This window comes from Paenibacillus jilunlii (assembly GCF_900102965.1).
In the GTDB taxonomy this organism is placed as follows: Bacteria; Bacillota; Bacilli; order Paenibacillales; family Paenibacillaceae; genus Paenibacillus_AQ; species Paenibacillus_AQ jilunlii.
Window position 1 is genome coordinate 1 of record NZ_FNGM01000033.1, and the last position, 26,556, is coordinate 26,556.

The following is a 26,556-nucleotide window of genomic DNA, read 5'->3' on the forward strand; positions in this document are numbered from 1 at the left end:
GCCTTTCATCCCAAGCCCAGGAGGGCCAAGGAATTATCCGGTATTAGCTACCGTTTCCGGTAGTTATCCCAGTCTAGAGGGTAGGTTGCCTACGTGTTACTCACCCGTCCGCCGCTAAGCCAGGTTGGAAGCAAGCTTCCAACAAGACTCCGCTCGACTTGCATGTATTAGGCACGCCGCCAGCGTTCGTCCTGAGCCAGGATCAAACTCTCCAATTAGTATTGAAAAGAGCGATTGCTCATTTTGAAACATCTGACGAGAATTTGCATTCTCTAATTTTGGATCTCACTTGCGTGAAATCCCACTCACTCGTTGTTCAGTTTTCAAAGATCAATGTCTTTTTCACTTCATCGTTGCTTGTCAGCAGCGACCTTTATAATATATCACAGCGCCTTCGTTTTAGTCAAGCGTTTTTTTAATTTAATTTTTCGCTTGGCTTATCAGCAAGTTATCAAAGGATATCCTGCCCAAAGGGCCGAAACTTAATGTATCACAGATTCAGAACTCGCGTCAACCTTTAAAACAAAGTTATTTTCAAACCCATTAGCATCAGTACTCCCGGAAGTCCAAGAACCGTTACAGCGCCTATAGTTGCAGGGTTCAGAGGAATATATATATCTGTCAGCAAACCCGAAAAATTCACTACATAAATGCCCAGCGCAGCCAAAAGGAGATGTGTGCCGAAGAGGCTGAGCCAAGCCCAGCCCAATTTTTTTCTGAAAACAATAAGAAGTAATAAAAGTCCGGATACAACCAGCACTGCCAGCGCAGCCATTCTTAGCATGATAATCCTCCCTTTTTTCCATCAACGGATATTAGAGCTGTGCGCGGTTAAGCCCCAGACTTTTGGCATGCTTCAGATGAATCTGATATTTGCGCTCTGCAGCTTCCAGAATATATATGGCGTAATCGATCTGATCCTGTCCCTTCGCCTCATCAAACATCAGATACGCTCTCTCCCACTCGGAGTGCGCCTCTTGAACTTCGAGGAACACGCTCCAATGATCGTCTTCTATTCTTTTTTGCTCACCATCGGCCTGCCTCCTGATACTCCACCATCCCATTTCAGACTCCTCCTTATATGAATAAGTTCCGGGCATAGCACTCAATTCACACCCTCGTATATTCTCATTCATATCGAAACAGGGACAAACTTAGAACCAGTGCGGTGGCAAAATAAGCGGAAATTATCTGCACGGAATATTCTCCGCCTTAAAAAACCCGAAATTCAGCAAAAAAAGGAGCCCCATGGGCTCCTTTGTATGAACTGATATTGCGCCTAAGCTGCTTAGAACAGCTCACGGCGGCCCTCGAGGGCCTTGGACAAGGTTACCTCATCCGCATACTCCAAGTCGCCGCCTACAGGCAGCCCGTGGGCTATCCTGGTGATTTTGATCTCGAAAGGCCGAACCAGGCGGGAGATATACATAGCTGTGGCTTCACCCTCAATATTGGGGTTGGTGGCCATAATAAGCTCCTTCACTTTCTCATCACTCAGACGGGTCAGCAGCTCCTTCAGACGGATATCATCCGGACCTATGCCCTCCATTGGTGAAATCGCCCCTTGCAGCACATGGTAATAGCCGTCGAATTCCTTGGTCCGTTCAATAGCCACCAGGTCTTTGGAATCCTGGACTACACAGATTACGGAGGCATCGCGGGTTTTGTCCTGACAGATCCGGCAGGGATCGGTATCCGTAATATTGCAGCAGACCGAACAGTAATGAAGATTGCGTTTGACGCTTACCAGGGCCTTGGCAAAATCAATAACCTCGTCTTCCTTCATATTCAGCACATGAAAAGCAAGCCGGGCGGCTGACTTCGGGCCAATTCCGGGCAAACGCGTAAACGCTTCGATCAGCTTGGCTAGCGGTTCTGGATAATACAAATTAATGGTTCTCCTTTGGACTGGATGAAGTAAGGTCTAGAACAAGCCAGGGATCTTCATTCCTCCAGTAAATTTACCCATATCATTATTGGCCAGCTCTTCCGCTTGGGTAAGAGCATCATTTACCGCAGTAATCACTAGGTCCTGCAGCATTTCGATATCATCGGGATCCACAGCCTCAGGTTTGATCTGGATCGAGAGCAGCTTTTTGTGGCCGTTGACTTGAACGGTTACCACACCTCCGCCGGATGATCCTTCAATAGTCTTGCTGCCCAGTTCCTCTTGGGCTTTGAGCATTTGCTCCTGCATTTTTTTGACCTGCTTCATCATTTGGTTCATATTGTTCATACATCGTCTCTCCTTTGGAATGCGCGCTTGGCGCTAATAGGCTTAACTATTCTTTTATGACAACGAGGTCTTCTCCAAAGAGCTGGATCGCCTCGTCAATCCATGGTTCAGTCCGGGTATCCCCGGTTTCGTGTTCATGCTCCAATTGAAGCTCTTCTGTACCGGTCTGCGCAGCTGTCTTCGTTGCAGCCTCGTTCCAGTCGCGGAGCATCATGGTCACAAGCCGGTAGGGTTTGCCCAGGCGGGCCGCAAACACGTTCTCAATTACCTGTCTGTTCGCAGGTTTCTCAGTAGTATCACGGTGAATCGTATTCTTAAAGGCAACCAGCACGGCATCTTCCATAACAGCCACAGGCTCTCCGTCGACAAACCATGCGTGAACCGTGACCTTCTCTTCCTTTACACCCTGCAGGACAACACTCCACTTCTTATACACTTCCGCAAAGTCGGGGCTGTCCTTGCCCGCAATAAACTTATCCAGCTGCGGCGGCAGCTTGGAAGGAGAGGATACCCGCGGCGCAGGCGCCTGGGCAGGCTGTCTGCCTGGATTCCCCTGCTCCCCGCGTCCTCCACCGGACATGGCGCCGGATTGCATAGCCTGCTCCAGCTTCTTCTCCAAGGCAGCAATCTGCCGTTTGAGAAGTTCCAGTTCACCAGAGTCCACAGCTGCAGCATTGCCGCTAATTACATTGGAAGAAGCCGCCTGCGGAGCGGTCCCGTTCTGCTCTTGTTGCTGCAGGCTGCACAGTTTCATCAGCGCTACTTCGAACAAGGTTTGCGGATGAGTTGCGTACTTCATCTCACCCAGATAACGGGTCAGCGTCTCTACGATTAAAAACAGCCGGTCCCGGGTGAATGCCGCCGCCATATCACGGAATTCTGTCGGATTCAGTACACGATCCGTTAGTTGATCGGCTCCCGGCACCATCTTGATCATAAGTAAATCACGGAAATAATACAGCAGGTTCTCCAGACATTTATCAGCACTTTTGCCTTCATGCATAAGCTGCTCGACCAGCTCCAGAAGCAGTCCCATATCCCCTTCCAGAATGGCTGTGGCCAGGCGTGCAAACTGTTCGGAAGGAATCCCTCCTGTCATGCCCAGCACTTGCTGATAGGTGACCTGGCCATCTGTAAAGGAAGAAATCTGGTCCAGTATACTGAGCGCATCGCGCATTCCGCCATCGGAAAGCCGGGCAATATACTGCAGCGCATCTGCGTCAGCGGAAATCCCTTCCTTCTGGCAGATCGCTGTTAAGTGAGCTGCCTGCTCTTCCAGTGACACCCGGCGAAAATCAAAACGCTGGCAGCGGGAAATAATCGTTGCCGGCAATTTATGCGGCTCCGTGGTCGCCAGAATAAACATTACATGGGGAGGCGGCTCCTCCAGCGTCTTCAGCAGCGCATTAAAAGCTTCTGTAGTCAGCATATGCACTTCATCAATGATATACACTTTACGGCGGACTTCGGTAGGCGCATATTTCACCTTGTCCCGGAGATCACGTATCTCTTCCACGCCCCGGTTCGACGCTGCGTCAATCTCCTGCACATCCATGACATTCCCTGCGGTGATCCGCAGACAGGATGGGCATTCATTGCACGGCTCAGCGCCCTCGCTGCGCTCGCAATTGACTGCTTTGGCGAGCACTTTGGCGGCACTTGTCTTGCCTGTACCCCGCGGTCCACTGAACAGATAGGCATGTGAAACCCGCTGTTCACGAATTGCATTCTGCAGCGTCTGAATAATGTGCTGTTGTCCTACCATGTCATGAAACGACTGCGGCCGCCAGGCACGGTACAGCGCGATATGTTCCACTATGCATTACCCTCTCTTAGGCTGCCGCTTTCGGCAATTTGTCGCTAATTTATTATACTATATACACTAGGCTTTGACCAAAAACAAAAAAGCATCTCCGCCTGCGGCAAAGATACTGTTATGGATAATATGTAAAACCGCGCACCTGTTATTGATGGCTGCGATCCAAGCGGCAACCCTACAACACTGCTCGGGCTAGGCCACCCTCCGGCACAAGAGTAAACTTACTTATGGCTGCTTCCTTCCGGACCTGACCAGGTTCATAAGCACTCATTGCGGAGGACCCAACCGTCAACACAGCCCGTAGGAACCAAGGCCTCACATCGACAGCACCTCTAACAGGAATTCAACCTCGCTACAGCGGATTGCGAGTTACAGGGCACCGCTACCTCCCCGTCTAGCACGGCGAAGATAAGTATAGCTCACGGACGGGCAAAAATCAACTCCAGATAAAGGATAAGCCCCCGGCACATGTCCGGGGGCCGGTATGATCCATAACTGCTAGAGTGCAAATGGATTAGATACCATATTTTTTCTTGAATTTATCAACACGGCCGCCGGCATCCATGAACTTCTGCTTACCCGTGAAGAATGGGTGGCAGCTGGAGCAAATTTCGACACGCAGTTCTGGCTTTACAGAACCGGTCTCAAAGGTATTGCCACACGCACAGGTCACCTTGGATACATTGTACTTGGGTTGAATTGCTGATTGCATATAAACCTCACCTCTCGTGCCCTAAGCCTCATGCGGACTTAGAGTTATTCAATATCTAAGCGGTATTTTAGCACGAAAGGATAGACTCTGCAATATATCTGATTCCGCTTATGAATACTATATTTTCACCCGCCGCTGCTTGGCCCGGGCCAAATCTGCAGGCGGCACATGAGTATACGATCCTATGACAACATCCGGAAGTTCTTCACGAAAGATCTCCAGCATGGTTTTCATTCCCAGAATCTCTCCCTGAGCCGGAGGTATTAATTCCAGGTAGCTCTCCGGGTCAATATTGAGGTTCCGCATTTGTATCAGCTTCAGATCTGTACGCCTAACGAATTCCACCATCGCCTCAATCTCCTCTTCGCGGTCCGTAACCCCCGGAAAGATCAGGTAATTGATCGATGTATACACACCCTGTGAAGCTGCATATTTCAGGGACTTCTCCACATTAGCCAACGTGTAGCCACGGGGTTTGTAATAAGCGTTGTAGTGGTCATCCAGCGCGCTGATTGTGCTGACACGCATTAAATCCAGTCCGGCGTCAACGATACCGCGGATATGGTCGCTTAGCCCGGCATTTGTATTGATGTTGATGTAGCCCATATCCGTAATGGAACGGACTTCACGAATCGCTTCGATAATAAGCTTCGCTTGAGTAGATGGTTCACCTTCGCAGCCCTGGCCGAAGCTGATAATAGACTGGGGTGTTTTCAGATGCTCCAGCATTACCTCTGAAATCTCATTCACCGTAGGGCGAAAGTTCATTCGCGTCTGCGGAGAAACAAAACCGCTGTCATCCGGCTGTTCAGAAATACAGCCGAAACATCCGGCATTGCAGGAATAGGAAACAGGAACCGCTCCCTCCCATCGCCCCAAAAAGGTATTGGAAGAGGTCAGACATTCATAGCCAAGTGCACAATTAGACAGGTGGTCATAAAGGCGGTTCTCCGGGTACTTGGCAGTTAAGCTGCCCACCCCAGCTTCAACATCCTCCCGGTCACAGTTAAGCGGATTCCATTGCTCGGGATCATCGGTAAGATCTGCGGCCACATAGAAGCCGCCATCCTTCCACACTACTGCGGAATAGCCGAAAAGTGGAAGCTTATACGATTTATCTGTCTTGACGTACCCGGGAAGACACAGACGGGTAAAGCCCTGCGGCAGCAATGCTCCTACCGCCTGCGACCCTTCAGGCAACGGCAGCATTTCACCTGTCTTAGGGTTCATACCCACTGCGCGCGTATTAGGCAGCCCTACCAGGGTGGCCCCTTCAGGCAGCGGTATCAGCTCTTCCTCCAGCATCTCAACAATCATATCCCCGCTGCGGGCCAGACCATACAGTTCGGAATGGTCATATACGTTTCCTTGTTCATCGGCATATACCAAATACATGTTAGTCTCCTCTTATAATCGTTTCTCAGGTGGTAGGCACAGAAGGCGTCTTCGGCCGGGATGTCCGGCGTGCGGACGAGCCGCTGTTCGAGGTTCCGCCATTGCTTGCCGTTCCGCTTGGAGACGAAGATTCCTTATTCCCCGCAACATCAAAAGAGGCCAGGAATTCGGCATTCGTCTTGCTGTCACGCAGTTTTTTGAGGAAGCCTTCCACAAAATCGTAGGACTCGTTCATATTTTTGCGAATCGCCCAAATGGTGTCCAGCTCTTCCTTGCTCAGCAGCACCTCTTCGCGGCGCGTGCCGGAACGGCGGATATCGATGGCCGGGAAAATGCGGCGTTCTGCCAGCTTGCGGTCCAAATGAAGCTCCATGTTCCCTGTGCCCTTAAATTCTTCATAGATAATATCATCCATCCGTGAACCGGTATCAATAAGCGCTGTTGCGAGTATGGTCAGACTTCCGCCTTCCTCGACATTCCGCGCAGACCCAAAAAACCGTTTGGGACGATGGAAAGCAGCCGGGTCAATCCCGCCGCTCAGTGTACGACCGGATGGAGGCACAACCAAGTTGTAGGCACGCGCCAGCCGGGTAATGCTATCCAGCAAAATGACAACATCCTTCTTATGCTCAACTAAACGCAAAGCCCGCTGCAATACAAGCTCGGCTACTTTGATATGGTTCTCCGGAAGCTCATCAAAGGTAGATGCCACAACTTCGCCCTTCACAGAACGCTGCATATCCGTTACTTCCTCGGGACGTTCATCAATCAGCAATACGAACAGAGCAATTTCAGGATTGTTAGTGGAAATGCTGTTGGCAATTTCTTTTAGGAGGAGCGTTTTCCCTGCTTTGGGAGGTGCTACAATCAAACCGCGCTGCCCCAGACCAACAGGAGCAAGTAAATCCATGATTCGGGTAGACAAGTGTGTAGGGGATGTTTCAAGCGGCAGCTTATCTTGCGGATAAAGAGGTGTTAGCGCCGGAAAATGCAAACGCTCTGCTGCACTGGCAGGATTCTCGCCGTTGACGGCGTTGACTTGAAGCAATCCAAAGTAGCGTTCATTCTCTTTGGGAGTACGGCATTTGCCGGAGACCAGATCGCCGCTTCTGAGATCAAACTTGCGAATCTGGGAAGCTGAGATATAAATATCTTCCGCGCTGGGCAAATAGTTAATCGGCCTTAGAAAACCATAGCCCTCAGGCAAAATTTCGAGCACACCTTCCATAAACATGAGCCCGCTCTGTTCCGCCTGGGCCCGGAGGATGGCAAAAATCAGCTCCCGTTTTTTTAGCGTCCCGTAGTATGGAATCTGGTATTTTTTCGCCAGCTTATACAAATCGGTCAGCTTCATTTCTTCCAAATCGGAAATTTGAAGATCCATGTAATAACCACCTATTCAATTTTTATAATAATAAGTTCTTCTAGCAAGATAGACGGGAAAATAGAAGTCTACTAAATTGCTTATTAGCATAGCATTACCCAATTTGGAAGGGAATATGCAGTTCGGGAGCAAAAAAACACCCCTTCCATGACATCGGATAATCCTAAATTATTCGTTCTCGCGCCATACATCGGCTCCCAAATTACGCAAGTTGCTAACCAGATTGTCGTAACCACGATCGATAAATTCCACACCGGCAACCTCCGTAATCCCTTCCTCCACCGTGAGTCCGGCAATCACAAGTGCTGCGCCTGCACGCAGATCGGCAGCTTTGACCTTCGCAGCATTCAGCTTGCTTCCTTCAATAATGGCGGAACGTCCCTCGACACGGATTTTGGCGCCCATACGCACCAGTTCCGGCACATGCTTAAACCGGTTGCTGTATACAAAATCGCTGAGCACACTAACTCCCTCAGCTTGGGTAAGCATACTTGTCATTGGAGATTGTAAATCGGTGGCAAACCCGGGGTATATCAGTGCTTTTACATCAGCATGCTCGTATTTGGCCTGGCCGATGACCCGGATGCTTTCATCCAGTTCTTCAATACTCACGCCCATCTCCAGAAGCTTGGCCGTCAGCGCCTCCAGATGCTTCGGGATCACATTATCTATCAATACATTGCCGCGCGTAGCTGCAGCAGCAATCATATACGTTCCAGCTTGAATACGGTCGGGAATGATGGAATGACGGCAGCCGTGCATTTCCGTGACACCTTCAATCCGGATCGTTTCAGTTCCCGCGCCCTTAATAACAGCGCCCATGGAGTTCAAGAGGGTTGCTACATCTATAATCTCAGGCTCTTTAGCCGCATTTTCAATAATTGTTGAGCCCTTGGCGCGTGAAGCCGCAAGCATAATGTTAATAGTGGCACCTACGCTGGAGACGTCCAAATAGATTTTGGCGCCGCGCAGTTCCTTGGCATACAAGTGAATAGAACCATGATCGTTGGTTACAGTCGCACCCAGCGCTTCAAAGCCCTTAATGTGCTGGTCAATCGGACGGGGTTCAAAATTGCAGCCCCCGGGAAGACCAATCGTTGCCTCCTTAAATCTTCCAAGAAGCGCTCCCATCATATAATACGAGGCCCGGAGTTTCTTCACCGGTCCGTTAGGCATTGGAATGGATACGATACGGGAGGGATTTATTCTCATCTGGCTGCCTGTCCAGGAAACCGTGGCTCCAAGCTCCTCCAGAATTTCAGAGTATACTGCTACATCACTAAGGGACGGCAAGTTATCCAGAACAACTTCAGACTCGGCCAAAATCGCCGCAGGAATAAGCGCAATCGCACTATTCTTCGCTCCACTGATGGTGACAACGCCTTCTAAAGGGCGTCCACCGCCAATCATTAATTTTTCCATAAATTTATCCGGTTCCCCCTACGTGTATTGCAGCTTGCCCTGGCAATACCTGCTGTGGCTTTGTTGGTAATGAAGATTAGAAACGGCTGCGCCGCCCTTACAACAAGGACGGCGCCCGTTTCCGCAAGCAAATACAAGGACAGGTTACCGCCGTAAGCGAATAACTCCTTATATTAAATGGAAAGACACCGGCTAGGCGGTGCTCTCCACATATAATCTATTCAGCTGGACGACATTTCAGTAATCTGTTGTTGCAGACAAGTGGAGAGGTGCAGTGACAGCTCTAAGTAAGCCTGTCCGCTTTCCTCATGAATGGATTAGGCTTTGTTGCTGGAGCCGAACTCGCGGATTTTGCCGATAACGGTTTGTTTGATAGCTTCGCGGCCTGGTGCGATGAATGTACGCGGATCGTAAGCATCCGGTTTAGCAGCCAGCACTTCGCGAACAACCTTAGCAAATGCGATCTGGTTCTCAGTGTTTACGTTGATTTTGGAAGTACCCAGGGAAATGGATTTCTTGATATCATGCTCTGGAATACCAGTTCCGCCGTGCAGAACCAATGGAAGTTTAACCGCATCACGGATTTCTTCCATTTCTTTGAACCCAAGGTTAGGTTCGCCATGGTAAGGGCCATGTACGGAACCAAGAGCAGGAGCCAAGGTATCGATACCAGTTTCTTTGACGATACGCACGCATTCGTTCAGGTCCGCATATTGAATTCCGCCGATAACGTCGTCTTCCTGTCCGCCGACAGTACCCACTTCAGCTTCTACAGAAACACCTTTTGCATGAGCATAATCTACAACTTTTTTGGTCATTTCGATATTCTCATCAATTGGGTGATGGGAACCGTCGATCATTACAGATGTGAAGCCAGCATCAATTGCTTCTTTACATTTGTCAAAGCTGGAACCGTGATCCAGGTGAATGGCAACCGGTACGGTGATCTTCATGTCATGGATAAGACCTTCAACCATCTTAACAACGGTGTAGAATCCGCCCATGTGACGGGCTGCGCCTTCAGATACGCCAAGGATTACTGGTGACTTCTCTTCTTCTGCGGCACCAAGAATCGCTTGAGTCCACTCCAGGTTGTTGATGTTGTACTGGCCAACTGCGTATTTTCCTTGTAGTGCTTTGTTTAACATGTCTGTCATCGATACTAATGGCATGGTTTCAATCCTCCTAAAATATTGGGTTGCTTATATATAAGCCGACATCACATACAGGCCTATTATAGCACATCCTGTGTCAAATACTAAATAGGATACACAAAAAAATGTCCCGCCGGGACGATATTCGGCCAACCATACTCAGGCAGACTAATCCTCTCTAGAGTATCCATAACGGAACATTCCCAAACACCTTAGCTGCATTGGTCTATAGACTTATTATTAAGGTGCATGTTCACAGCTATCCGCATCTCATCGATGTCAAACGGCTTGGTAAAATGCATGAGCGCCCCAGCTTGGTCGCCTCCTTAATCATATCCAGTTCACCGTAAGCTGTCATCATAATGACCTTGATAGCCGGATTGATCTCCTTCAAATGCTTCAGGATCTCAAGTCCGTCCATTCCCGGAATTTTCATATCGAGCAAGACCAGGTCAGGCGATTCGCTGCGGACAATGTCCAATGCCAGTTTTCCGTTAGCGGCTTGAAATGTGGCATACCCTTCACTATTAAATACTTCCATGAGGAGAATCCGGATTCCGTTCTGATCATCGACAATTAACACTTTTTTCTTTTCCATACCATACCCTCCCAGAATTTGAAGCAGATTGTCCATACCGCGCGCACGTACAGCTAATGACCCCTCAACAAAACAAGTCTATACGAAACCTATTATTCGTTCCTTATAGTCAAAATCCTGCTAATTGGTTAAAATGCGTAAATCTATGTCATTTTATGGACTGGAGCCAGCCGGCGATAAGAAGGCAATTCTTGCTTAAAATGGGGGTGATTTTAAAGAAAGCCTCCAGGGCGGAGGCTTGGCAGGTCTATTTACAGGTATTCGGATTACAATTGTTCGGAATGCGTCAGCGAAGCTTTGACAAATTCACGGAAAAGAGGCTGCGGCCGGTTCGGACGGGAAGTAAACTCTGGATGGAACTGTACCGACAGGAACCACGGATGGCCCGGAAGCTCGACGATCTCCACCAGACGGCCATCCGGAGAGGTTCCGGAGATTACGAGGCCGGCTTTTTCAATCTCATCACGGTAGGCGTTGTTGAACTCATACCGGTGACGGTGACGTTCATATACCAACTCATCATCATAGCAGGACATTGCCAGTGATTCAGGAAGCAGCTTACATGGGTAAAGACCAAGACGCATGGTTCCGCCCATATCCTCGATATCCTTCTGCTCCGGCAGCAGGTCAATCAGCGGATGCGGTGTAGCCGGATCAATCTCCGAGCTGTTCGCTCCAGCCAGTCCCAGAATGGAACGGCCGTATTCAATAACGGAAACCTGCATCCCAAGGCAGATACCGAAGAACGGAATGGATTGTTCACGGGCATAACGGATGGCAGAAATCTTGCCTTCGATCCCCCGGTCACCGAAGCCGCCCGGAACAAGAATGCCCCCGATGCCGCCCAGCAATTCACCGACATTCTCGTCGGTAACAAGCTCAGCATCCACCCAGCGCACCTTCACCTCGGCATTGGCCGCAAAGCCGGCATGCGAAAGAGACTCCACTACACTCAAATAGGCATCATGCAGTGCTACATATTTGCCGACAATGGCTATCTCAACGGTGCGCTCCAGCTTCTGGATCCGGCCCAGCATATTCTCCCATTCGCGCATATCCGGAGCAGGTGTCGTCAGCTTCAAATGATTGACTACAATTTCGTCCAGCCCTTCATCCCGAAGGTTGAGCGGCACTTCATACAAGGTCGATGCATCGCGGCATTCCACCACTGCATTGGCATCGATATCACAGAACAGGGCGATTTTGGCCTTCATATCATCAGAAAGCGCATATTCCGTGCGGCATACAATAACATTCGGCTGAATCCCGATACTGCGGAGCTCCTTGACGCTATGCTGTGTCGGTTTGGTTTTGACTTCTCCGGCAGCCTTGATATACGGAATTAAGGTGACATGAATGTACATCACATTCTCACGGCCAATGTCGCTTTTGATCTGACGGATAGCTTCCAGAAACGGCAAGCTTTCGATATCGCCCACGGTACCGCCGATTTCGGTAATCACCACATCGGACCCGGTCTCACGGCCTGCGCGGAATACACGTTCCTTGATCTCGTTCGTGATATGCGGAATGACTTGAACCGTGCCGCCCAAATACTCCCCGCGGCGCTCTTTGCTGATGACCGAGGAATAGATTTTGCCGGTTGTCACGTTGCTGTTCTTCGAGAGATTGATGTCAATAAACCGTTCATAGTGCCCCAGGTCCAGGTCGGTTTCCGCCCCATCGTCGGTTACAAACACTTCGCCATGCTGATAAGGACTCATGGTTCCAGGGTCTACATTAATATAAGGATCGAATTTTTGAATCGTCACCTTCAAACCTCTGTTCTTGAGCAGCCTGCCCAGAGAAGCGGCGGTAATCCCTTTGCCCAGGGAAGACACGACACCACCCGTTACAAAAATATACTTTGTCACTGTATAACCCTCCTAAATAAAGTCCAGAAATTCAGGCGACGCTGTGTTTATCGTACCCTTTTTTCCATTATCAAAACAGGGAACCCACAAGTTAGTTCTTAGAAAGATCCCGGAAAAACCCTCCAAAAAAAACAAAAAAGTGACACCCGTAGAACCGGGGCACTTTTTATTTGTGAAAACAATATTAACTTTCATTATAAGCCCATGCAATAGTTTACTCTGACGATCCTACCCATGTCAAGGGAGGAATTGCGCCTGATTGCAATCTATTCTAATAGTTATCGTTCTCATCTTCATCATCGGCATCTTCATCGTCGCCGTCTATGGAATCCTCATCATCCACATCGTCTTCGTCGATGTCATCTTCATCGATTACAACATCTTCGTCCACTTCTTCTTCGCTGTCATCGTCCGAATAAAGATCATCGCGATCCTCGTCGATAGCGTCGAAATCCTCTTCTTCTGCTGCATAGTTATCTTCTTCTTCCGCGAAGTCGTCGTCCTCCAGATCGTCATCCTCGTCATTGATAATACGCGGACGTTTGGAGTTGCCGACCGGGTCATCGGAGCGTTCCAGCGGATACCAGCGTTTGAGTCCCCACAGGTTGGTTCCGACGCAGGCAAAACGCCCGTCAATGTTGATCTCGGTATATAGCTGGGCAATAGTATCGTTCGTTTGTTCTTCTGTCATCCCGCGCAGCTTGGCCACTTCGACCATCAGGTCACGGTAATAATAGGGTGTATTGGCTGCTTTGAGCACCAGAAAAGCCAGGTCCACCATCGGCATTTCTTTTACTTTCTCGGGGTCCAGCTTTAAATTGAGTGGCGTACTCACTAAAGGACACTTCCTCTCACGCTTTGTTCACATTACCGTTAATTTCTATTTCATAATATCCATTAACAAAACTAAGTAAAACCTATTTGGCAGCAAATTGCAAGTCAAAACCGTCCAGCGGAATTATGTATTCTCAGGCTTCCCGGAAAACCCGTTCCTTCCTTAACATGAAAAAGGCGGAGGTACTCCCTCCGCGCATGACTGTATCCACGCCAAGGATCGGCTCCTTACGGGATGTTGCAAAGAGAACCTAACGGCCCTCTTCTGTTTATTTTATGTAAAGCTCCGCTTTTTGACACGATGGGCAGCCCATTTCGCTAAAAAAGGGCAAGTTCCCATTCGGACGTCCGCCTCCTTTCATACAATATGTCAGCACGGCACCGAGGAGGGGACGGCGTAACTTATGGATTACTACAGATTTTGGCAGATACTGCTTGATGAGATATCGGCTGCCCCCAAAAATGCCGACCGGCGCATCGTTACCTTCAAAGATGCCCGCCAGTATGCCGGAGCGCTGTCAGAGTGGAAATCGCTGAAGGCGAAAAAACCGGGACTGCGGCAAGTGCAAATGTCCCCGCTGATCCGGGCATTTTTTGTGCCCGCTGCCGGAGCGGGTAAGCTGCTCCATACATTTGAAGACGCCCTATGTATCGAAGAGGATGCACGGATACAAGTCCATGCGGTGGCCCCTGAAAAATCGGGCACCTTAATGCCCTGGGGCGTAAAAGCGATTCATGCCCCCCAGGCCTGGTCCAGATCTACCGGTGTACATGTGAAAATCGGTGTCATTGATACAGGGGCCGACTACCGGCACCCGGATCTCAAGCATTCGCTGGCCTCCGGTGTGAACCTGCTGTACCGCGGCATGCTCCCTTTCGATGATAATGGACACGGCACCCATATCGCCGGAACGCTGGCAGCCGCCGGCGGCACCCGCGGCATGATGGGCGTAGCGCCGCGGGCGCTGCTGTATCCGGTCAAAGCTTTTGACCATAACGGCTCGGCTTATGTGTCCGATATTGTACTGGGCATCGACTGGTGCGTACAGAACAAGATCGACATTATTAATATGAGCTTCGGCATGAAAACCAGAAGCAAAGCCCTTCACGATGTGGTGATCAAGGCCTACCGGGCCGGGATCGCCATCATCGCTTCCTCCGGCAACGACGGCAAACGCGGCGGGGATTATCCCGCCCGCTACCCCGAGACGATCGCCGTCGGCGCCCTTGACCGAAGGCACCGCGTCGCGGCCTTCAGCAACCGGGGTCCGTATATTGATGTATACGGACCCGGGGAAAGCGTGCCCTCCTGCTGGCTGAAGGAGGGCTACAAAGAGATGAGCGGCACCTCCATGGCGACCTCGCATGTCACGGGAGCCGCCGCTTTGCTGCTCGCGCTGCGCCCGGGGCTCTCGCCACGGGAGCTGAAGCTGCTCCTGCGCCGCACAGCCTCGCCGGTACGGCTGCGCAAGGGCCAGCGCCGCGCGGCCCTGGGCGGCGGCGCGGCGGATGCCCTGCGCCTGCTGCGGGCAGGCGCGCGGGCGAAGCGGGCGACCGCCGCGAAGGCATAGCGGCGGCAGCCGGCTAGGCCCCCGGATCGCGGGGGCTGTGAACGGGCCGCCGGGATCGCGGGCCTTGGGCGGGCCGCCGGATCGCACACCTTGGGCGGGCCGCCGGATCGCACACCTTGGGCGGGCCGCCGGATCGCACGCCTTGGGCGGGCCGCCGGATCGCACGCCTTGGGCGGGCCGCCGGAGTAGGATCCGCACTCCCCGGCAACTTAGCCGCCTTAAGCTGTGCGGGTAAGCCCAGGTGGAAAAGCCCCCTTATTCTGCACCATTGCCCTGAACAAGCAGAAACGGCTGTGCCGCCCCCCATAGGACAGTGCAACCGTCTTGGATTTCAGTCTAACGTTACCCGGAGAACGACTCCCATGATCTCTACGGCAACTCCAAGTGGAAAAAAGTTAACTAATTTGCTTGCTCATCCTGTTCTCCGTAGGTTAAATGGAAAAAGGTACACTAATTCAGCTCATTTCGCCCCTGATGAGGTAATATAGCCTAATTAAGTTTACTTTTTCCATCTAAATCTCAGGATTTTTGAATTTCGGAAAAAATAAACTCCCTTTTTCCAACTAGCGCTCGCGAAGAAGCGGGTGAGCAAGCGAGTTGGAATGAGGTGATTTAGACCGACTGATCCCTCAGCCTTATAGTTTCCAAGATAAGGGCAAACCAGCCTTCGCTGCTCTAACAACGGTATTTCTGCCGTTATTTATGGCCAAACCGGCCTTCTCTGCTTCAACAACGGTATTTCTGCCGTTATTTATAGCCAATCCGGCCTTCGCCTCTTCAACAACGGCATTTCTGCCGTTATTTATAACCAAACCGGCCTTCGCCTCTTCAACAACGGCATTTCTGCCGTTATTTATAACCAAACCGGCCTTCGCCTCTTCAACAACGGTATTTCTGCCGCTGTTCGTTGTAAATTCTTTCAAAGGGTGTTTATCCCCCAACTTTATACGCAATTTATCCACAAGCGGAAGTTATCATAGTTCCCTAAACAAGAACAAGGTTACCCTGGCGGGTAAATAACAATCCGCAGCTTACGAGGCCCTTCACGATCTACCGGCTGATACGGACCGAAAATCCGTTATTGGCAGGACAACGCGGACAGAGCTTCCGCTAATTGGCGCTAATTGTCCTATCTCTCCTTATTACAGACTCAAACGAGCAATATAGCGGGCTCCTGAGTCCGAATCCGCCAGGAAAGCAGGCTTTCTTTGCAAAATAAGGCCCTCTCTGTCCGTTTCAGTCCGCTGAGAAGCCACATCCTCCTGCACCGCTTATATCATCCAAAGCTTCCAAGATATCCGCATGTCTTGGCATTGCATAATATCCTGAACAAAACCAAAAGCTCCGCCCAATCACACGGGGCGGAGCTTTTGGTTCAGAGGCCGGACGGTTACATCCGGTCCGGTGCGGTAACACCAACGAGGCGCAGCACGTTGGCGATGGTGGTCCGCGCCGCGCCCAGCAGGGCAAGGCGGGCTAGGGTCTGGGCGGCATCTTCGGTGATGACGCGCTCCGCTTTGTAGTAGCTGTGGAACAGCGAAGCCAGATCGTACACATAGCGGATCAGGCGGTGCGGTGCATAGCTGCTTGCCGCAATCTCGATCTCCGCCGGCAATTCGCCGATTTTGCGCAGAAGGTCATATTCATGTTCAGCAGTCAGCTTGGCATAGTCGATTTCGGCAAAATCCGGCAGCGCAATCCCCTGCTCTTCCGCCTGGCGGAAGATACTGCAGATCCGCGCATGCGCGTACTGCACATAGAATACAGGATTCTCATTGGAGGTGGAGATGGCCAGGTCCATATCAAAGTCCAGATGGGAATCCATGCTGCGCATGGTGAAGAAGTAACGGATGGCGTCGATTCCAACTTCATCCATCAGGTCTTCCATCGTCACCGCTTTGCCCGTTCGCTTGGACATTTTGACCTTTTCGCCGTTCTGGAAGAGACTCACCATTTGGGCGATCAGCACAACCAGCTTCTCGGGATCATTGCCAAGCGCCGACATGGCTGCCTTCATCCGGGGAATATAGCCATGGTGGTCGGCGCCCCAAATGTTGATCATTTTATCGTAGCCCCGGCCATATTTGTCGTTGTGATAGGCGATATCCGGTGTCAGGTAGGTATAGGTCCCATCGTTCTTGATCAGCACGCGGTCCTTATCGTCGCCGTATTTGGTCGTTTGCAGCCAGGTGGCCCCATCCTGCTCGTAGACTTCGCCGCGGTCACGCAGCTCATCCAGGGAACGCAGCACTTCACCGTTCTCGTACAGCGAGGTTTCACTGAACCAGATATCGAAGCCCACGCGGAAGCGGGCGAGGTCCCGTTTAATTTTGTCCAGCTCCTTGGTCAGGCCATAGGTGCGGAAGAATGCCGCCCGGTCCCCTGGTGTCATGGACAGCAGAGCGTCGCCTTTTTCAGCCACCAGCTCTTTGGCAAAACCCTTGATATCCTCGCCGTGATAACCGTCCTCCGGCATTTCCGCCGGCTGGCCCAGCTCCTGAAGGTAGCGGGTTTCGATGGATTTGCACAGGTTGGCAACCTGATTCCCGGCATCATTGATGTAGTACTCGCGGGTTACCTGGTAGCCGGCAAAATCCAGCACGTTGCAAAGCGCGTCGCCGACAGCAGCCCCGCGGGCATGTCCCAGATGCAGGCTGCCGGTAGGGTTGGCGCTGACAAATTCCATTTCGACCTTGCGGCCCTGGCCTGCTTGGATACGTCCATAATTATCACCCTGCTCAGCAACGAGGGCGATCACCGGGTAGAGATAGCTCTTGGACAGCGTAAAGTTGATGAAGCCCGGTCCGGCAATTTCGGCCTTTTCAATAGAAGCAGCGCTCTTGTCCAGATGCTCGATGATCGCTTCGGCAATCTGCCGCGGATTACGTTTGGCAATCTTGGTGAGCTGCATCGCAGCATTCGTCGCCAGGTCCCCATGGGCTTTATCCTTCGGCACTTCCAGCACAATGGCCGGAAGCTCTTCTCTGGTGACCAGTCCAGCGGTGACAATTGCTTCCCGGATCGCTTCCTTTAACCTTTCATTGGCTAATTGAAGCGGGTTTTGACTTTGTGTCATGATTGTGGTTCCTCCTGTATATGCAAACTTATAGCGAACTGTCCCGATAATTCCCCGTACACGTAGAGATCATATTCCCAAGAAACCTCAAGCGATCTTCCAGCGCACTTCACGTCCAGCTTCCGGGTGTCTGTAGAGAGATTAAACTGTGTATAAGGCGAGCGGTAGAATCCCGGAAGACGTTGTCCCAGCACAAAGGATTGCTCCGACTGGACGCCGCCGTGACGGATCAGCTTCAGCCCGCTGCCTGTAATCTTCACGGTGGTGCGGACTGAAACCGCCTCGCCCTTGGGTCCCGGCTGCGTTTCTTCATAACGGAGATAGAGCTGATCGCCTCTGGCGATGACCTCGCCTGCTGCTTGCAGCACATTCCGCTCCCCGCCCTGCACGCTTTCCAGTATTACGGATACGCCGTATTTTTCGGACTGTACTTCAGTCATCACACGTTCCTCGCTTGTTCATACTTATATTCATCTAAGGCATATTCGCTTTCCCATTGTACACTATATCCAGATCGGGAGGGCAATTCAATGGTTATAGTCTCTAAAAATACTTACAAAGGCAGCAAGGGCACCGTGTCTCTGCTCTTAAGCCGCTCTACCATGGACGTCCAGGCTTCCGGCTTATCCACAAGCACTGTGTAATAGCGGGTCAGAAAATTGGCAACCAAAGCCGCCTCTATCTGCTCCAAGTTCTCATCCCCAGGCATAAAACACAGATCCAGACCTGATACCGCTTCCCCATCGCCCTGCCATGAAGGATGCACATATGGGAAGTCGAGACGCTTATAGCCCAGATGCGACAGCACCTCGCGGCGGACAAAAGGGTCCATGGGCTTAATGCCGCCAAAAGCATGCTCTACCCGGTACGGATCGTAAATCTCAGCAAACATGCCAAACAGCTCCTTGCCGTTGTCAGCCGCCAGCTTCTGCAGGTCTTTCAGGCGGCGCTGCGCCAGAAAGCGGCCGACTCCCAGGCCCTCACGGCCTATAATCGTGAAATCAGTCATCGCCACATTCCAGTCGCTGTAGTAACGGTATTCTGTGGTGCCCACAACCGAGCCTTCATGCACAGCAGCAAACACGCGGATGCCGGGATCTTCCAACGGTTCCTTCCATAAGCTGTATTCAAGCACCTCTTCGGGCGGGAACACTTCTGACAGCAGGTTATGTACTTGTCTGAACAACGGGTCCGTGACACTGGTAATTCTGCTATACTTCATACTCAAGAATCTCCTCCGCTTCTGAAAAATATGGTTCATTACTTATAGAAAAGGATTCCGCCACTCCATGAGCGCAGCGTAATTGCCCGACTCCTCATCTTCCAGATAATCAGCCACTACCCCGACAGGTGACCGCCCGCAGCGCAGCAGAAAAGTAATCACCGGATCAGACCACTTTCCTTCCACCACTCCAGCCAGATATTCTTCCGCAGACATCCTGGAGGCCTGCAGATGATAGCCGGGCATTCGGCCCGCTCCCAGCAGCCGCTCCAGTTTCTGGTCCACCACGGCATGGTACAGCGACTGTACCAGCTCTTTGCCCAGCCCCAGCTTGCGGTATTTGGGACGGACGCACAGGTCGGCGATATACAGTGTATTCCCGTCCGGCTGGTGCGTTGTAATATATCCATCTGCTGTAACCTCTGACCAGGTATGCTGTAGCGCCGGAGCCTCAGGGTCAAAATGGATTTTCAGACCCGTTACCGAGCCTGCCAGCTCCCCGTTCACCTCTACACATAAAGCACCTTCCGGAAAAAGTGTCACATGATTCAGCAGCTGTTCCCGGTTCCACCACAGTTCAGCCGGATAGGGGGGCGGAAAAGCTTCGGACTGAATGGTGATCAGTTCCGCAAAATCAGCCTCCGTGTAAGAGCGGATCACCGCAGGCACCGGGATTTTGCCGTCAAAAGCGTAGAAAGTCTTGCGATACATGCCTCTACTTCCCCCTTACGTCCAGTCTGTGTATAGATCCGTCCGGCGGTCCCGCCAAGTGGTTACAGATCCGCGTTCACGAACCCGGTACAGCAGATCAAGATCCAGATCGGCGGTGATGATCATATCGCCGTTGATTTCACCTTCGGCCAGCAGTCCCTGTGGAGGGAACGGAATATCATTGGGCGTAATCACCGCCGCCTGGCCAAAGCTCGCCCGCATCAGATCCACGGTGGGCAGTGAGCCTACAGTGCCTGTCAGCACGACGTAGACTTGATTTTCTATCGCCCGGGCATGGCTGGTGTATCTTACCCGGTGGAAGCCGTGGCGGTCATCTGTGCAGGAAGGGCAGAAGATCACATCCGCCCCCTTGGCTCTGGCCATACGCACAATCTCCGGAAATTCAATATCATAGCAGGTCAGCATGGCGATAGTTCCTTTGTCTGTCTGGAACACCTCCAGCCCTTCTCCCGCTCCCATATTCCAGCCCTCTACTTCAGCTGGCGTGATATGCAGCTTAGCCTGTTCGGCGATTCTCCCGTCCGGATAAAAAAGATGCGCCACATTATAGAGCTTACCGTTCCGGCGCAGCACATGGGTCCCGCCAATGATATGGACAGCATATTTTTGGGCAAACCCGGCAAACAGCTCCCGGTAACGGTCTGTAAACTGCGGCAAATCCTCTATAGTGAGGGCGTTTCCCTGCTCATCGCCAATGGACATCAGCTGTGTCGTCAAAAATTCAGGGAACAGGATGAATTCCGCACCGTACTCTTCGGCGGTTCTGATATAATGCTCGCACTCGGCGGCAAACTCCCCGAAGGAGGAGATGGTATGCAAATGGTACTGGACAGCAGATACACGAAAAGCCATGGGCGGCAGTCCTCCTAAGCGTGATATGGGCGTACATTCGTTATAAAGTACCTAAAATTTTACCATAACAGACCACAAAATCACATCTTCACCCGGGTTAACACCTTAGGGGAACCTTTTATGTGTCCTTCAGCAATTCCAAGTGGAAAAAGGATAACTAATCTGCCCGAGTCTCTGTTCTCCGCAGGTTAAGTGGAGAAAGGGTAACTAATTCAGCACATTTCGCCCCTAACTAAGTAATATGGCCCAATTAAGTTCCGTTTTTCCACTTCAATCTCACAATTGTTGATTTCTGAGAGAACTAAGTTTCCTTTTTCCAACTATCACTGTTCACCTACTTCTTGGCCAGCGTTAGTTGAAAAAAAGCGATCGAATCCGGCTGATTTCCACCCGTTTATGGGTGAGTTTGCTGCCCCCCTACTTATCCCCAATTTTATGCACACCTTATCCACAATCTAAAAAATCATAATTCCCTAAACAACAAAAAAGCAGCTCCAGTTAACGGAGCCGCTTCTGCTTGCAAAGTATGGGCTATCTCCCCAGCCATTTGTTTCCTAGTGGAACCACAGCCTATTGCTCTGTCCCCTTAAAGGCGAATTTTAGCTTCCAGGTCGCACCGCCATCCCCCGTACTGTACAGGGAGGAAGCATGCTGTCCCCGGACGGCCATCCAGCCTTCCTTAACACCTGTGAAGGAGATGAGGCCATCATAGCCCGCGATAGCCGGAAGATTGGTCCATTTCTTGCCGCCGTTGTAGGTACGTCCAACGGCTACCTTCTCACCTGCCGGAGAGAAGCCGAACAGAAAAGCGGCGCTGTTGCCGGCCAGCTGCATATTGCCCGGCTTGCCGGAAGCCGGACCTGTTGTCAACTGCGCTGCGCCTGTCCCCGGTGCAGGCCCGCCGCCGGCGGTATCCTGGGCGATGACACGGCTCCAGCTTCTGCCCTTGTTGCTGCTGGCATAGAGCGAGTAGGAGGTCTGCGACATCCCTGATCCGCCATACAGCAGAGCGTACACCTGATCACCATTTGCATATACCCTTCCCGACTCTGGATAGGCAAAAGCCGATTTTAGCGAAAGCGACCAAGTGGCCCCTCCATCGGAGGTTTTCATGATCCGGTAGCCGGCCCCAGGGGCAACTACAACTGCATACCCGCTGCTAGCGCTGGTGAACTCCGCACCGCGTGTGTTGGCGGGAGTCGGGATAAGACGCCAGGTGCGTCCTCCATCCTTTGTATAGTAGGTAGAAGTCAGGCTGTAGCCAAAGCCCTGCTTGCTGTCCCTAAAGTCAATGCTGTCGAAGGCATTTGCCGTGTCAGTCATGCGTTTCCAGGTAGAGCCGCCATCCGTAGTGGCAATGAGGTAGGACGCCGCTGTATCTTTCACGGAAGCCAAGGCCCAGCCATGGACATTATCGGGAAAATCAATTTGCTTGAAATTCCACTGTCCCTCATAGATCTCCTGAAAGTGACAGCCTCCGTCGGAGGTCCCAATCATAAATCCGTTGCCTGCTGCCCGGCCGGTATCAGCACTCAGAAATTGCACATCGGAGAAGCTCAGCGGTGATGCCCCTGATGCGGCACGCTCCGTCTGCAGCTTCTGGAGCAATCCATGATCTCCGGTGCCGCACACTGTTGCCGCCTGTGCAGGGGCGGCCTGTGCTGATGAAGCGCAGACTCCCCACGCAGATGCCGCCAAAAGAACTGCCGACAGAAGGGCCAACCGCCCTTGATATATTTTTTTAGTCCAATTCATAGTTACACCTCCATCTCCTCATTAATCTAACCATTCCTAAAAGTCACTACTCTGTTATACTGCTTCATCCCTTCCCCTATCAACCGGGATAAAGTCACAATCTGACAACAATTTGGTTACTACTTAGGCCGGTATGGTGAAACGCCAGCCTTTTCGGGGAAGACCTCCGGCTGCTATGAATATCCAAGCCCTTCCTTCCCCATAATGAGAATTGATAAGCCAAACTGATAAAAGGAGCCTGATGTCATGCCGCGCGAACCTGTTACCCCTCCGAAACCCAAACACCGCCTCCGCCGGCTGTCCCGGCTGCTGGCTGTAATGAGTGTGCTTTGTGTACTGGCGGCTGGCGGGCTGCTCGGATACCTGTACCACAAGGATCTCCCGCCGATTGCTGATGATATCCGCTCCAAGCTGCTTGATTCCCGCGGAAATGTGCTGACCACCTTCACTACGGATGGACGCAGCCGGGAGCCCGTAACCCTTAATCAGATTTCACCGCTGCTTATCCAGGCTACACTTGCGGTGGAGGACCGTAAATTCTACAAACACTCCGGCTTTGATGTCAAGGGCATGGGCCGGGCTGTGCTTGCCAATCTGGAGTCAGGCGACCGCGCGCAAGGGGCCAGCACCCTAACCCAGCAGCTTGCGCGCAATCTCTACCTCTCCCATGAGAAAACCTGGACCCGCAAGGCAAAGGAAGCCCTGTATACGATGCAGCTTGAGATGAAATACAGCAAAGATGAAATTCTGAATATGTATCTAAACCAAATTTATTATGGCCACGGCGCCTACGGCATTGAAGCGGCCTCACAGATGTATTTTGGCAAAACGGCGGCAGACCTCGATCTGGCGGAGAGTGCCATCCTTGCCGGTATCCCCAAAGGCCCGACCTACTATTCGCCCTATACCCATATGGACAATGCCAAGAAGCGGCAGCGGATTATATTGGCCGCCATGACAGAAGTGGGTGATATTACTGAGGCTCAGGCCACAGCAGCCAGGCTGGAAATCCTAAGCTTCAAGCCACAGGGAGAAAAGAACACCCTTGCTGCTGCGCCTTATTTCCGCGACTATGTCCGCAGTCTGGCAACTGATACCCTGCATATCAGCAGCGAAGAGCTGGATCAGGGAGGGCTGAATGTATACACAACGCTTGATCCCGATATGCAGCAGGCGGCCGAAGACGCTGTAGCGAAAGGAATGGACCCCTCCAGCGATCTGGAGACTGCGCTTGTATCCATTGACCCCCGCACCGGCTATATCAAAGCCATGGTCGGGGGCAAAAACTACCGTACCAACCAATATAACCATGCACTGGCCACTACACGGCAGCCCGGGTCTTCCTTTAAACCCATCATGTATTTAACCGCGCTGTCCTCCAAGAGCATGACGGGACTGTCCGTCTTCAACAGCCAGCCGACCCTGTTCCACTATGATAATGACCGCAAGACCTATCAGCCGAAAAACTTCGGCGACAAATATCTGGGAGAAATTAACATGCGCCAGGCGATTGCCGCCTCCGACAACATCTATGCGGTGAACACGATTATGAAAGTAGGCGCGGACAAGGTGGCAGACATGGCGGCAAAGATGGGTATCGACAGCCCCCTGCAGACCGTACCTTCGCTGGCCCTGGGCACTTCGCCGGTGAGTCCGCTGGAAATGGCGTCTGCCTTCGCCGTTATCGGCGGAGGCGGAGTAAAGCTTCCGGCCACGGCCATCCTGAAGATTACCGATGCGAATGGAAAGCTTCTATATGAATCCCCGCAGACGCATGGCGAAATGGTCGTAGAGCCGGCGGCGGCGTATGTGCTGACCCGGCTGATGGAGGGAGTATTCGAGAGCGGCGGAACAGGTAACCGCGTTGCCTCCCTGATCAAGCGTCCTGTTGCCGGGAAAACCGGTACTACCGACACCGACGGCTGGATGGTTGGCTTCACGCCCGAGCTGTCCACAGCGGTCTGGGTCGGCTATGACAAAGGGCGGGATATTGCCACTGCCGATGGACGGCGTGCTGCCCCGATCTTTGCCCAGTTTACGGAAAAAGCGCTGGAAAACGTTCCACCGAAAATTTTCCCGATTCCTGACGGAGTGGTCAGCGTATATGTCAATCCGCAATCCGGCAAGCTGGCTACGGCAGCCTGTCCTGAGAAAGTGCTGGAAACCTTCATCAGCGGCACGGAACCCAAAGAATACTGCGATCAGCACGGTGCAGGCGGTGCCGTAAGTCCTCCTGGCGGAGCCGGGGCGTCTCCGGCGGAGGACATCAAGGAAGAGCATTCGCTGTGGAAGGATATCAAACGCTGGTGGATGAATTAATCCGGGTTGCTTCGCTGCGGCTCATACGATACGATGGGACCAATCGACGGGGAGGATACGGTTGAAGGTTCCGGGTCCCGGGTTGTGAGGTGCCATTATCGATGAATTTGAAGAATAACTCTAACGGCAGAGAAGGGCGGCCGTCCAGAAAATTGCTGTCCCCTGATTTATATAAGCTCACAGCGCTCCAGGCTGGACCGCTGCTTCTGGGACAGCATCTCGTCCGGCGGACCGAGGACGGAGAGATCCGCTGCCGGATTGTGGAGACAGAAAGCTATGGCGGCGCAGAAGACAAAGGCAGCCACGCCTACGGCGGACGCCGTACGGCCCGTACCGAGGTCATGTTCAGCGCTGGAGGAACAGCCTATGTGTATCTCATTTACGGTATGTATCATTGTGTTAATGTGGTAACTGCCGCCGAACATGATCCTCATGCTGTACTGATTCGCGCGGTAGAGCCGCTTACCCGTACAGACGCCGCGCGGATGGAGGCTTACCGCGGCATTACGGTCAAGAAGCCGGCCGGCCTGTCCGGCGGGCCGGGCAAACTGTGCCGGGCGCTGCGCATTGACAAAAGCCTGAACGGATGCCGGCTGGATGACCCGCTAGGGCCGCTGTGGCTTGAGCAGGGAGATTCGCCGGAAACTCTGGATATTGCGGCAGCACCGAGAATCAACATTCCTTATGCCGAAGAATATGCTCCGCTTCCCTGGCGTTTCTATCTCAGAGGCAATCCTTATGTCTCTGTTATTGATAAACAGGCGCAGCCCTTTTTCCTCGGCTAAAGATTAAGGGATGCTGTTTCGGCGGCTCAAAAATGGGTAAAAAACAAACGAACCCTAAATCATCTCTCCTTTTGGACTTCCCAAATGGAGAGATTTTTAATTTCCAGGGATTATTTTTCCTGAATTTAGCAAAAAACTCTACATATGAATGCGCTTTCCCCGTTCTCATAACTTACAATTACTGCTATAATCATAAATATCCACAAAAAAATAAAAAGATGTAAATGAGGGACATGGGATGAAGGATACAGGCATGATCCGGAGTTTAGACAGTCTTGGCAGAATTGTGGTTCCCGTAGAAATCCGCATGACACGAAATATTGACATTGGGGATCCTATCGAGTTTTTCATTTTGAATGAAGAAATCATCGTACTCAGAAAGTACACCTCAACTGAATGCACGTTCTGCAGAAGCCTTGATCATGTCAGCTACTATAAGGACCAGTTCATTTGCAACAGCTGCCTGAAAGAGCTCGGCAATCCAGAACGGACGGCCGATGAGGCCGTTCAGCTGCAAAGTCCCGCAGAAGTCAATCCCGAACCGGGCCGTGGAGGACGGCGGACCAAAACGGAGGAAATGAGTCAACGCTTGGAGAAAGCCATAGAGGAACACCCCTATGCTAATCAGAAGGAGCTTGCCGAGGTTCTTGGCATCAGTCAGGCCCGGGTAAGCCAGCTCAAGCGCAAGCTTAACCTGCCCAGCAGATCATAACTGTGCACCGGCACTCTGCAGTTTCATACACCATACAAACAGCCAAGCTCTCCTGAAAGGGGGAGTTTGGCTGTTTTTGCAATGCAGACCCAATAGTCTTATGC

23 protein-coding genes, 1 rRNA gene, 1 other RNA gene and 1 pseudogene are annotated in these 26,556 nt (G+C 51.8%); 4 read left to right on the plus strand and 22 right to left on the minus strand.

Translation table 11 applies throughout. The features are described 5' to 3' along the window. The 15 genes and pseudogenes from BLQ82_RS30165 to rpoE form a co-directional block, all read right to left on the minus strand. Window positions 1-218, minus strand: a 16S ribosomal RNA gene (locus BLQ82_RS30165); the annotation flags it as partial. 299 nt (window positions 219-517) lie between these two features. Further along, window positions 518-784 (minus strand): pro-sigmaK processing inhibitor BofA family protein, encoded by a 267-nt coding sequence (locus BLQ82_RS30170; protein ID WP_062519884.1) that lies wholly within the window; start codon window positions 782-784, stop codon window positions 518-520. Window positions 785-815: 31 nt separating this feature from the next. Continuing rightward, complete coding sequence (locus tag BLQ82_RS30175) at window positions 816-1,064, minus strand: hypothetical protein (RefSeq protein ID WP_062519886.1); 249 nt, start codon at window positions 1,062-1,064, stop codon at window positions 816-818. Window positions 1,065-1,288: 224 nt separating this feature from the next. Further along, window positions 1,289-1,888 carry a recombination mediator RecR gene (gene recR, locus BLQ82_RS30180; protein WP_039832490.1) on the minus strand — a complete coding sequence of 200 codons (600 nt, stop codon included), beginning with the start codon at window positions 1,886-1,888 and terminating at the stop codon, window positions 1,289-1,291. 36 nt (window positions 1,889-1,924) lie between these two features. Continuing rightward, window positions 1,925-2,236, minus strand: coding sequence for a YbaB/EbfC family nucleoid-associated protein (locus tag BLQ82_RS30185; protein ID WP_020426415.1), 312 nt, complete (start codon window positions 2,234-2,236; stop codon window positions 1,925-1,927). 46 nt (window positions 2,237-2,282) lie between these two features. Further along, the gene (gene dnaX / locus BLQ82_RS30190) at window positions 2,283-4,052 is read right to left on the minus strand and encodes a DNA polymerase III subunit gamma/tau (RefSeq protein WP_062519888.1); all 1,770 of its coding nucleotides are present in this window, start codon (window positions 4,050-4,052) and stop codon (window positions 2,283-2,285) included. A gap of 137 nt (window positions 4,053-4,189) precedes the next feature. Beyond that, window positions 4,190-4,458: signal recognition particle sRNA large type (ffs, locus tag BLQ82_RS30195), an RNA gene on the minus strand. A 111-nt stretch (window positions 4,459-4,569) separates the two neighbouring features. After that, entirely contained in the window at window positions 4,570-4,767 is a 198-nt protein-coding gene (gene rpmE / locus BLQ82_RS30200) for a 50S ribosomal protein L31 (protein ID WP_062519891.1), read from the minus strand. Window positions 4,768-4,884: 117 nt separating this feature from the next. After that, a complete protein-coding gene (locus tag BLQ82_RS30205) occupies window positions 4,885-6,162 on the minus strand; it encodes a radical SAM family protein (RefSeq protein WP_062519893.1) in 1,278 nt (425 codons plus the stop codon). A 25-nt stretch (window positions 6,163-6,187) separates the two neighbouring features. After that, on the minus strand, window positions 6,188-7,546 hold the full coding sequence (gene rho / locus BLQ82_RS30210; RefSeq protein WP_025703873.1) for a transcription termination factor Rho: 1,359 nt from the start codon (window positions 7,544-7,546) through the stop codon (window positions 6,188-6,190). A gap of 168 nt (window positions 7,547-7,714) precedes the next feature. Further along, window positions 7,715-8,968, minus strand: a complete 1,254-nt coding sequence (locus BLQ82_RS30215; protein ID WP_062519895.1) for a UDP-N-acetylglucosamine 1-carboxyvinyltransferase — start codon at window positions 8,966-8,968, stop codon at window positions 7,715-7,717. A gap of 317 nt (window positions 8,969-9,285) precedes the next feature. Then, window positions 9,286-10,140, minus strand: a complete 855-nt coding sequence (fba, locus tag BLQ82_RS30220) for a class II fructose-1,6-bisphosphate aldolase (protein WP_020428184.1) — start codon at window positions 10,138-10,140, stop codon at window positions 9,286-9,288. Window positions 10,141-10,334: 194 nt separating this feature from the next. Further along, window positions 10,335-10,720: pseudogene (locus tag BLQ82_RS30225) on the minus strand (response regulator). Window positions 10,721-10,986: 266 nt separating this feature from the next. Beyond that, complete coding sequence (locus BLQ82_RS30230; protein WP_039832183.1) at window positions 10,987-12,594, minus strand: CTP synthase; 1,608 nt, start codon at window positions 12,592-12,594, stop codon at window positions 10,987-10,989. Window positions 12,595-12,865: 271 nt separating this feature from the next. Next, a complete protein-coding gene (gene rpoE, locus BLQ82_RS30235; protein WP_062519897.1) occupies window positions 12,866-13,429 on the minus strand; it encodes a DNA-directed RNA polymerase subunit delta in 564 nt (187 codons plus the stop codon). Window positions 13,430-13,832: 403 nt separating this feature from the next. On the opposite strand from rpoE, the gene BLQ82_RS30240 reads away from it, so the two are divergent. Continuing rightward, the gene (locus BLQ82_RS30240; RefSeq protein WP_062519899.1) at window positions 13,833-14,999 is read left to right on the plus strand and encodes a S8 family peptidase; all 1,167 of its coding nucleotides are present in this window, start codon (window positions 13,833-13,835) and stop codon (window positions 14,997-14,999) included. 635 nt (window positions 15,000-15,634) lie between these two features. Here the strand turns inward: BLQ82_RS30240 and BLQ82_RS30245 are convergent. The 7 genes from BLQ82_RS30245 to BLQ82_RS30275 form a co-directional block, all read right to left on the minus strand. Then, on the minus strand, window positions 15,635-15,922 hold the full coding sequence (locus BLQ82_RS30245) for a hypothetical protein (RefSeq protein ID WP_062519901.1): 288 nt from the start codon (window positions 15,920-15,922) through the stop codon (window positions 15,635-15,637). A gap of 467 nt (window positions 15,923-16,389) precedes the next feature. Beyond that, the gene (gene argS / locus BLQ82_RS30250) at window positions 16,390-18,075 is read right to left on the minus strand and encodes an arginine--tRNA ligase (protein ID WP_062519906.1); all 1,686 of its coding nucleotides are present in this window, start codon (window positions 18,073-18,075) and stop codon (window positions 16,390-16,392) included. Continuing rightward, window positions 18,072-18,515, minus strand: coding sequence for a YwiB family protein (locus tag BLQ82_RS30255; protein ID WP_062519909.1), 444 nt, complete (start codon window positions 18,513-18,515; stop codon window positions 18,072-18,074). The genes argS and BLQ82_RS30255 overlap by 4 nt, the downstream gene beginning before the upstream one ends. 113 nt (window positions 18,516-18,628) lie before the next feature. Further along, window positions 18,629-19,297, minus strand: coding sequence for a hypothetical protein (locus BLQ82_RS30260; protein ID WP_062519911.1), 669 nt, complete (start codon window positions 19,295-19,297; stop codon window positions 18,629-18,631). 42 nt (window positions 19,298-19,339) lie between these two features. Further along, entirely contained in the window at window positions 19,340-20,008 is a 669-nt protein-coding gene (locus tag BLQ82_RS30265) for a GNAT family N-acetyltransferase (RefSeq protein ID WP_062519913.1), read from the minus strand. Between the two features lie 15 nt (window positions 20,009-20,023). Beyond that, on the minus strand, window positions 20,024-20,881 hold the full coding sequence (locus tag BLQ82_RS30270; protein ID WP_062519915.1) for a carbon-nitrogen hydrolase family protein: 858 nt from the start codon (window positions 20,879-20,881) through the stop codon (window positions 20,024-20,026). A gap of 570 nt (window positions 20,882-21,451) precedes the next feature. Continuing rightward, window positions 21,452-22,636 carry a beta propeller repeat protein gene (locus BLQ82_RS30275; protein ID WP_062519917.1) on the minus strand — a complete coding sequence of 395 codons (1,185 nt, stop codon included), beginning with the start codon at window positions 22,634-22,636 and terminating at the stop codon, window positions 21,452-21,454. Window positions 22,637-22,882: 246 nt separating this feature from the next. On the opposite strand from BLQ82_RS30275, the gene BLQ82_RS30280 reads away from it, so the two are divergent. The 3 genes from BLQ82_RS30280 to BLQ82_RS30290 all read left to right on the plus strand — a co-directional run bounded on the left by BLQ82_RS30280 (window position 22,883) and on the right by BLQ82_RS30290 (window position 26,452). Further along, window positions 22,883-24,955 carry a transglycosylase domain-containing protein gene (locus BLQ82_RS30280; protein ID WP_062519927.1) on the plus strand — a complete coding sequence of 691 codons (2,073 nt, stop codon included), beginning with the start codon at window positions 22,883-22,885 and terminating at the stop codon, window positions 24,953-24,955. 101 nt (window positions 24,956-25,056) lie between these two features. Beyond that, on the plus strand, window positions 25,057-25,740 hold the full coding sequence (locus BLQ82_RS30285; RefSeq protein WP_062519930.1) for a DNA-3-methyladenine glycosylase: 684 nt from the start codon (window positions 25,057-25,059) through the stop codon (window positions 25,738-25,740). Between the two features lie 238 nt (window positions 25,741-25,978). Next, window positions 25,979-26,452 carry an AbrB/MazE/SpoVT family DNA-binding domain-containing protein gene (locus BLQ82_RS30290; RefSeq protein WP_062519932.1) on the plus strand — a complete coding sequence of 158 codons (474 nt, stop codon included), beginning with the start codon at window positions 25,979-25,981 and terminating at the stop codon, window positions 26,450-26,452. Window positions 26,453-26,556: the final 104 nt, after the last annotated feature.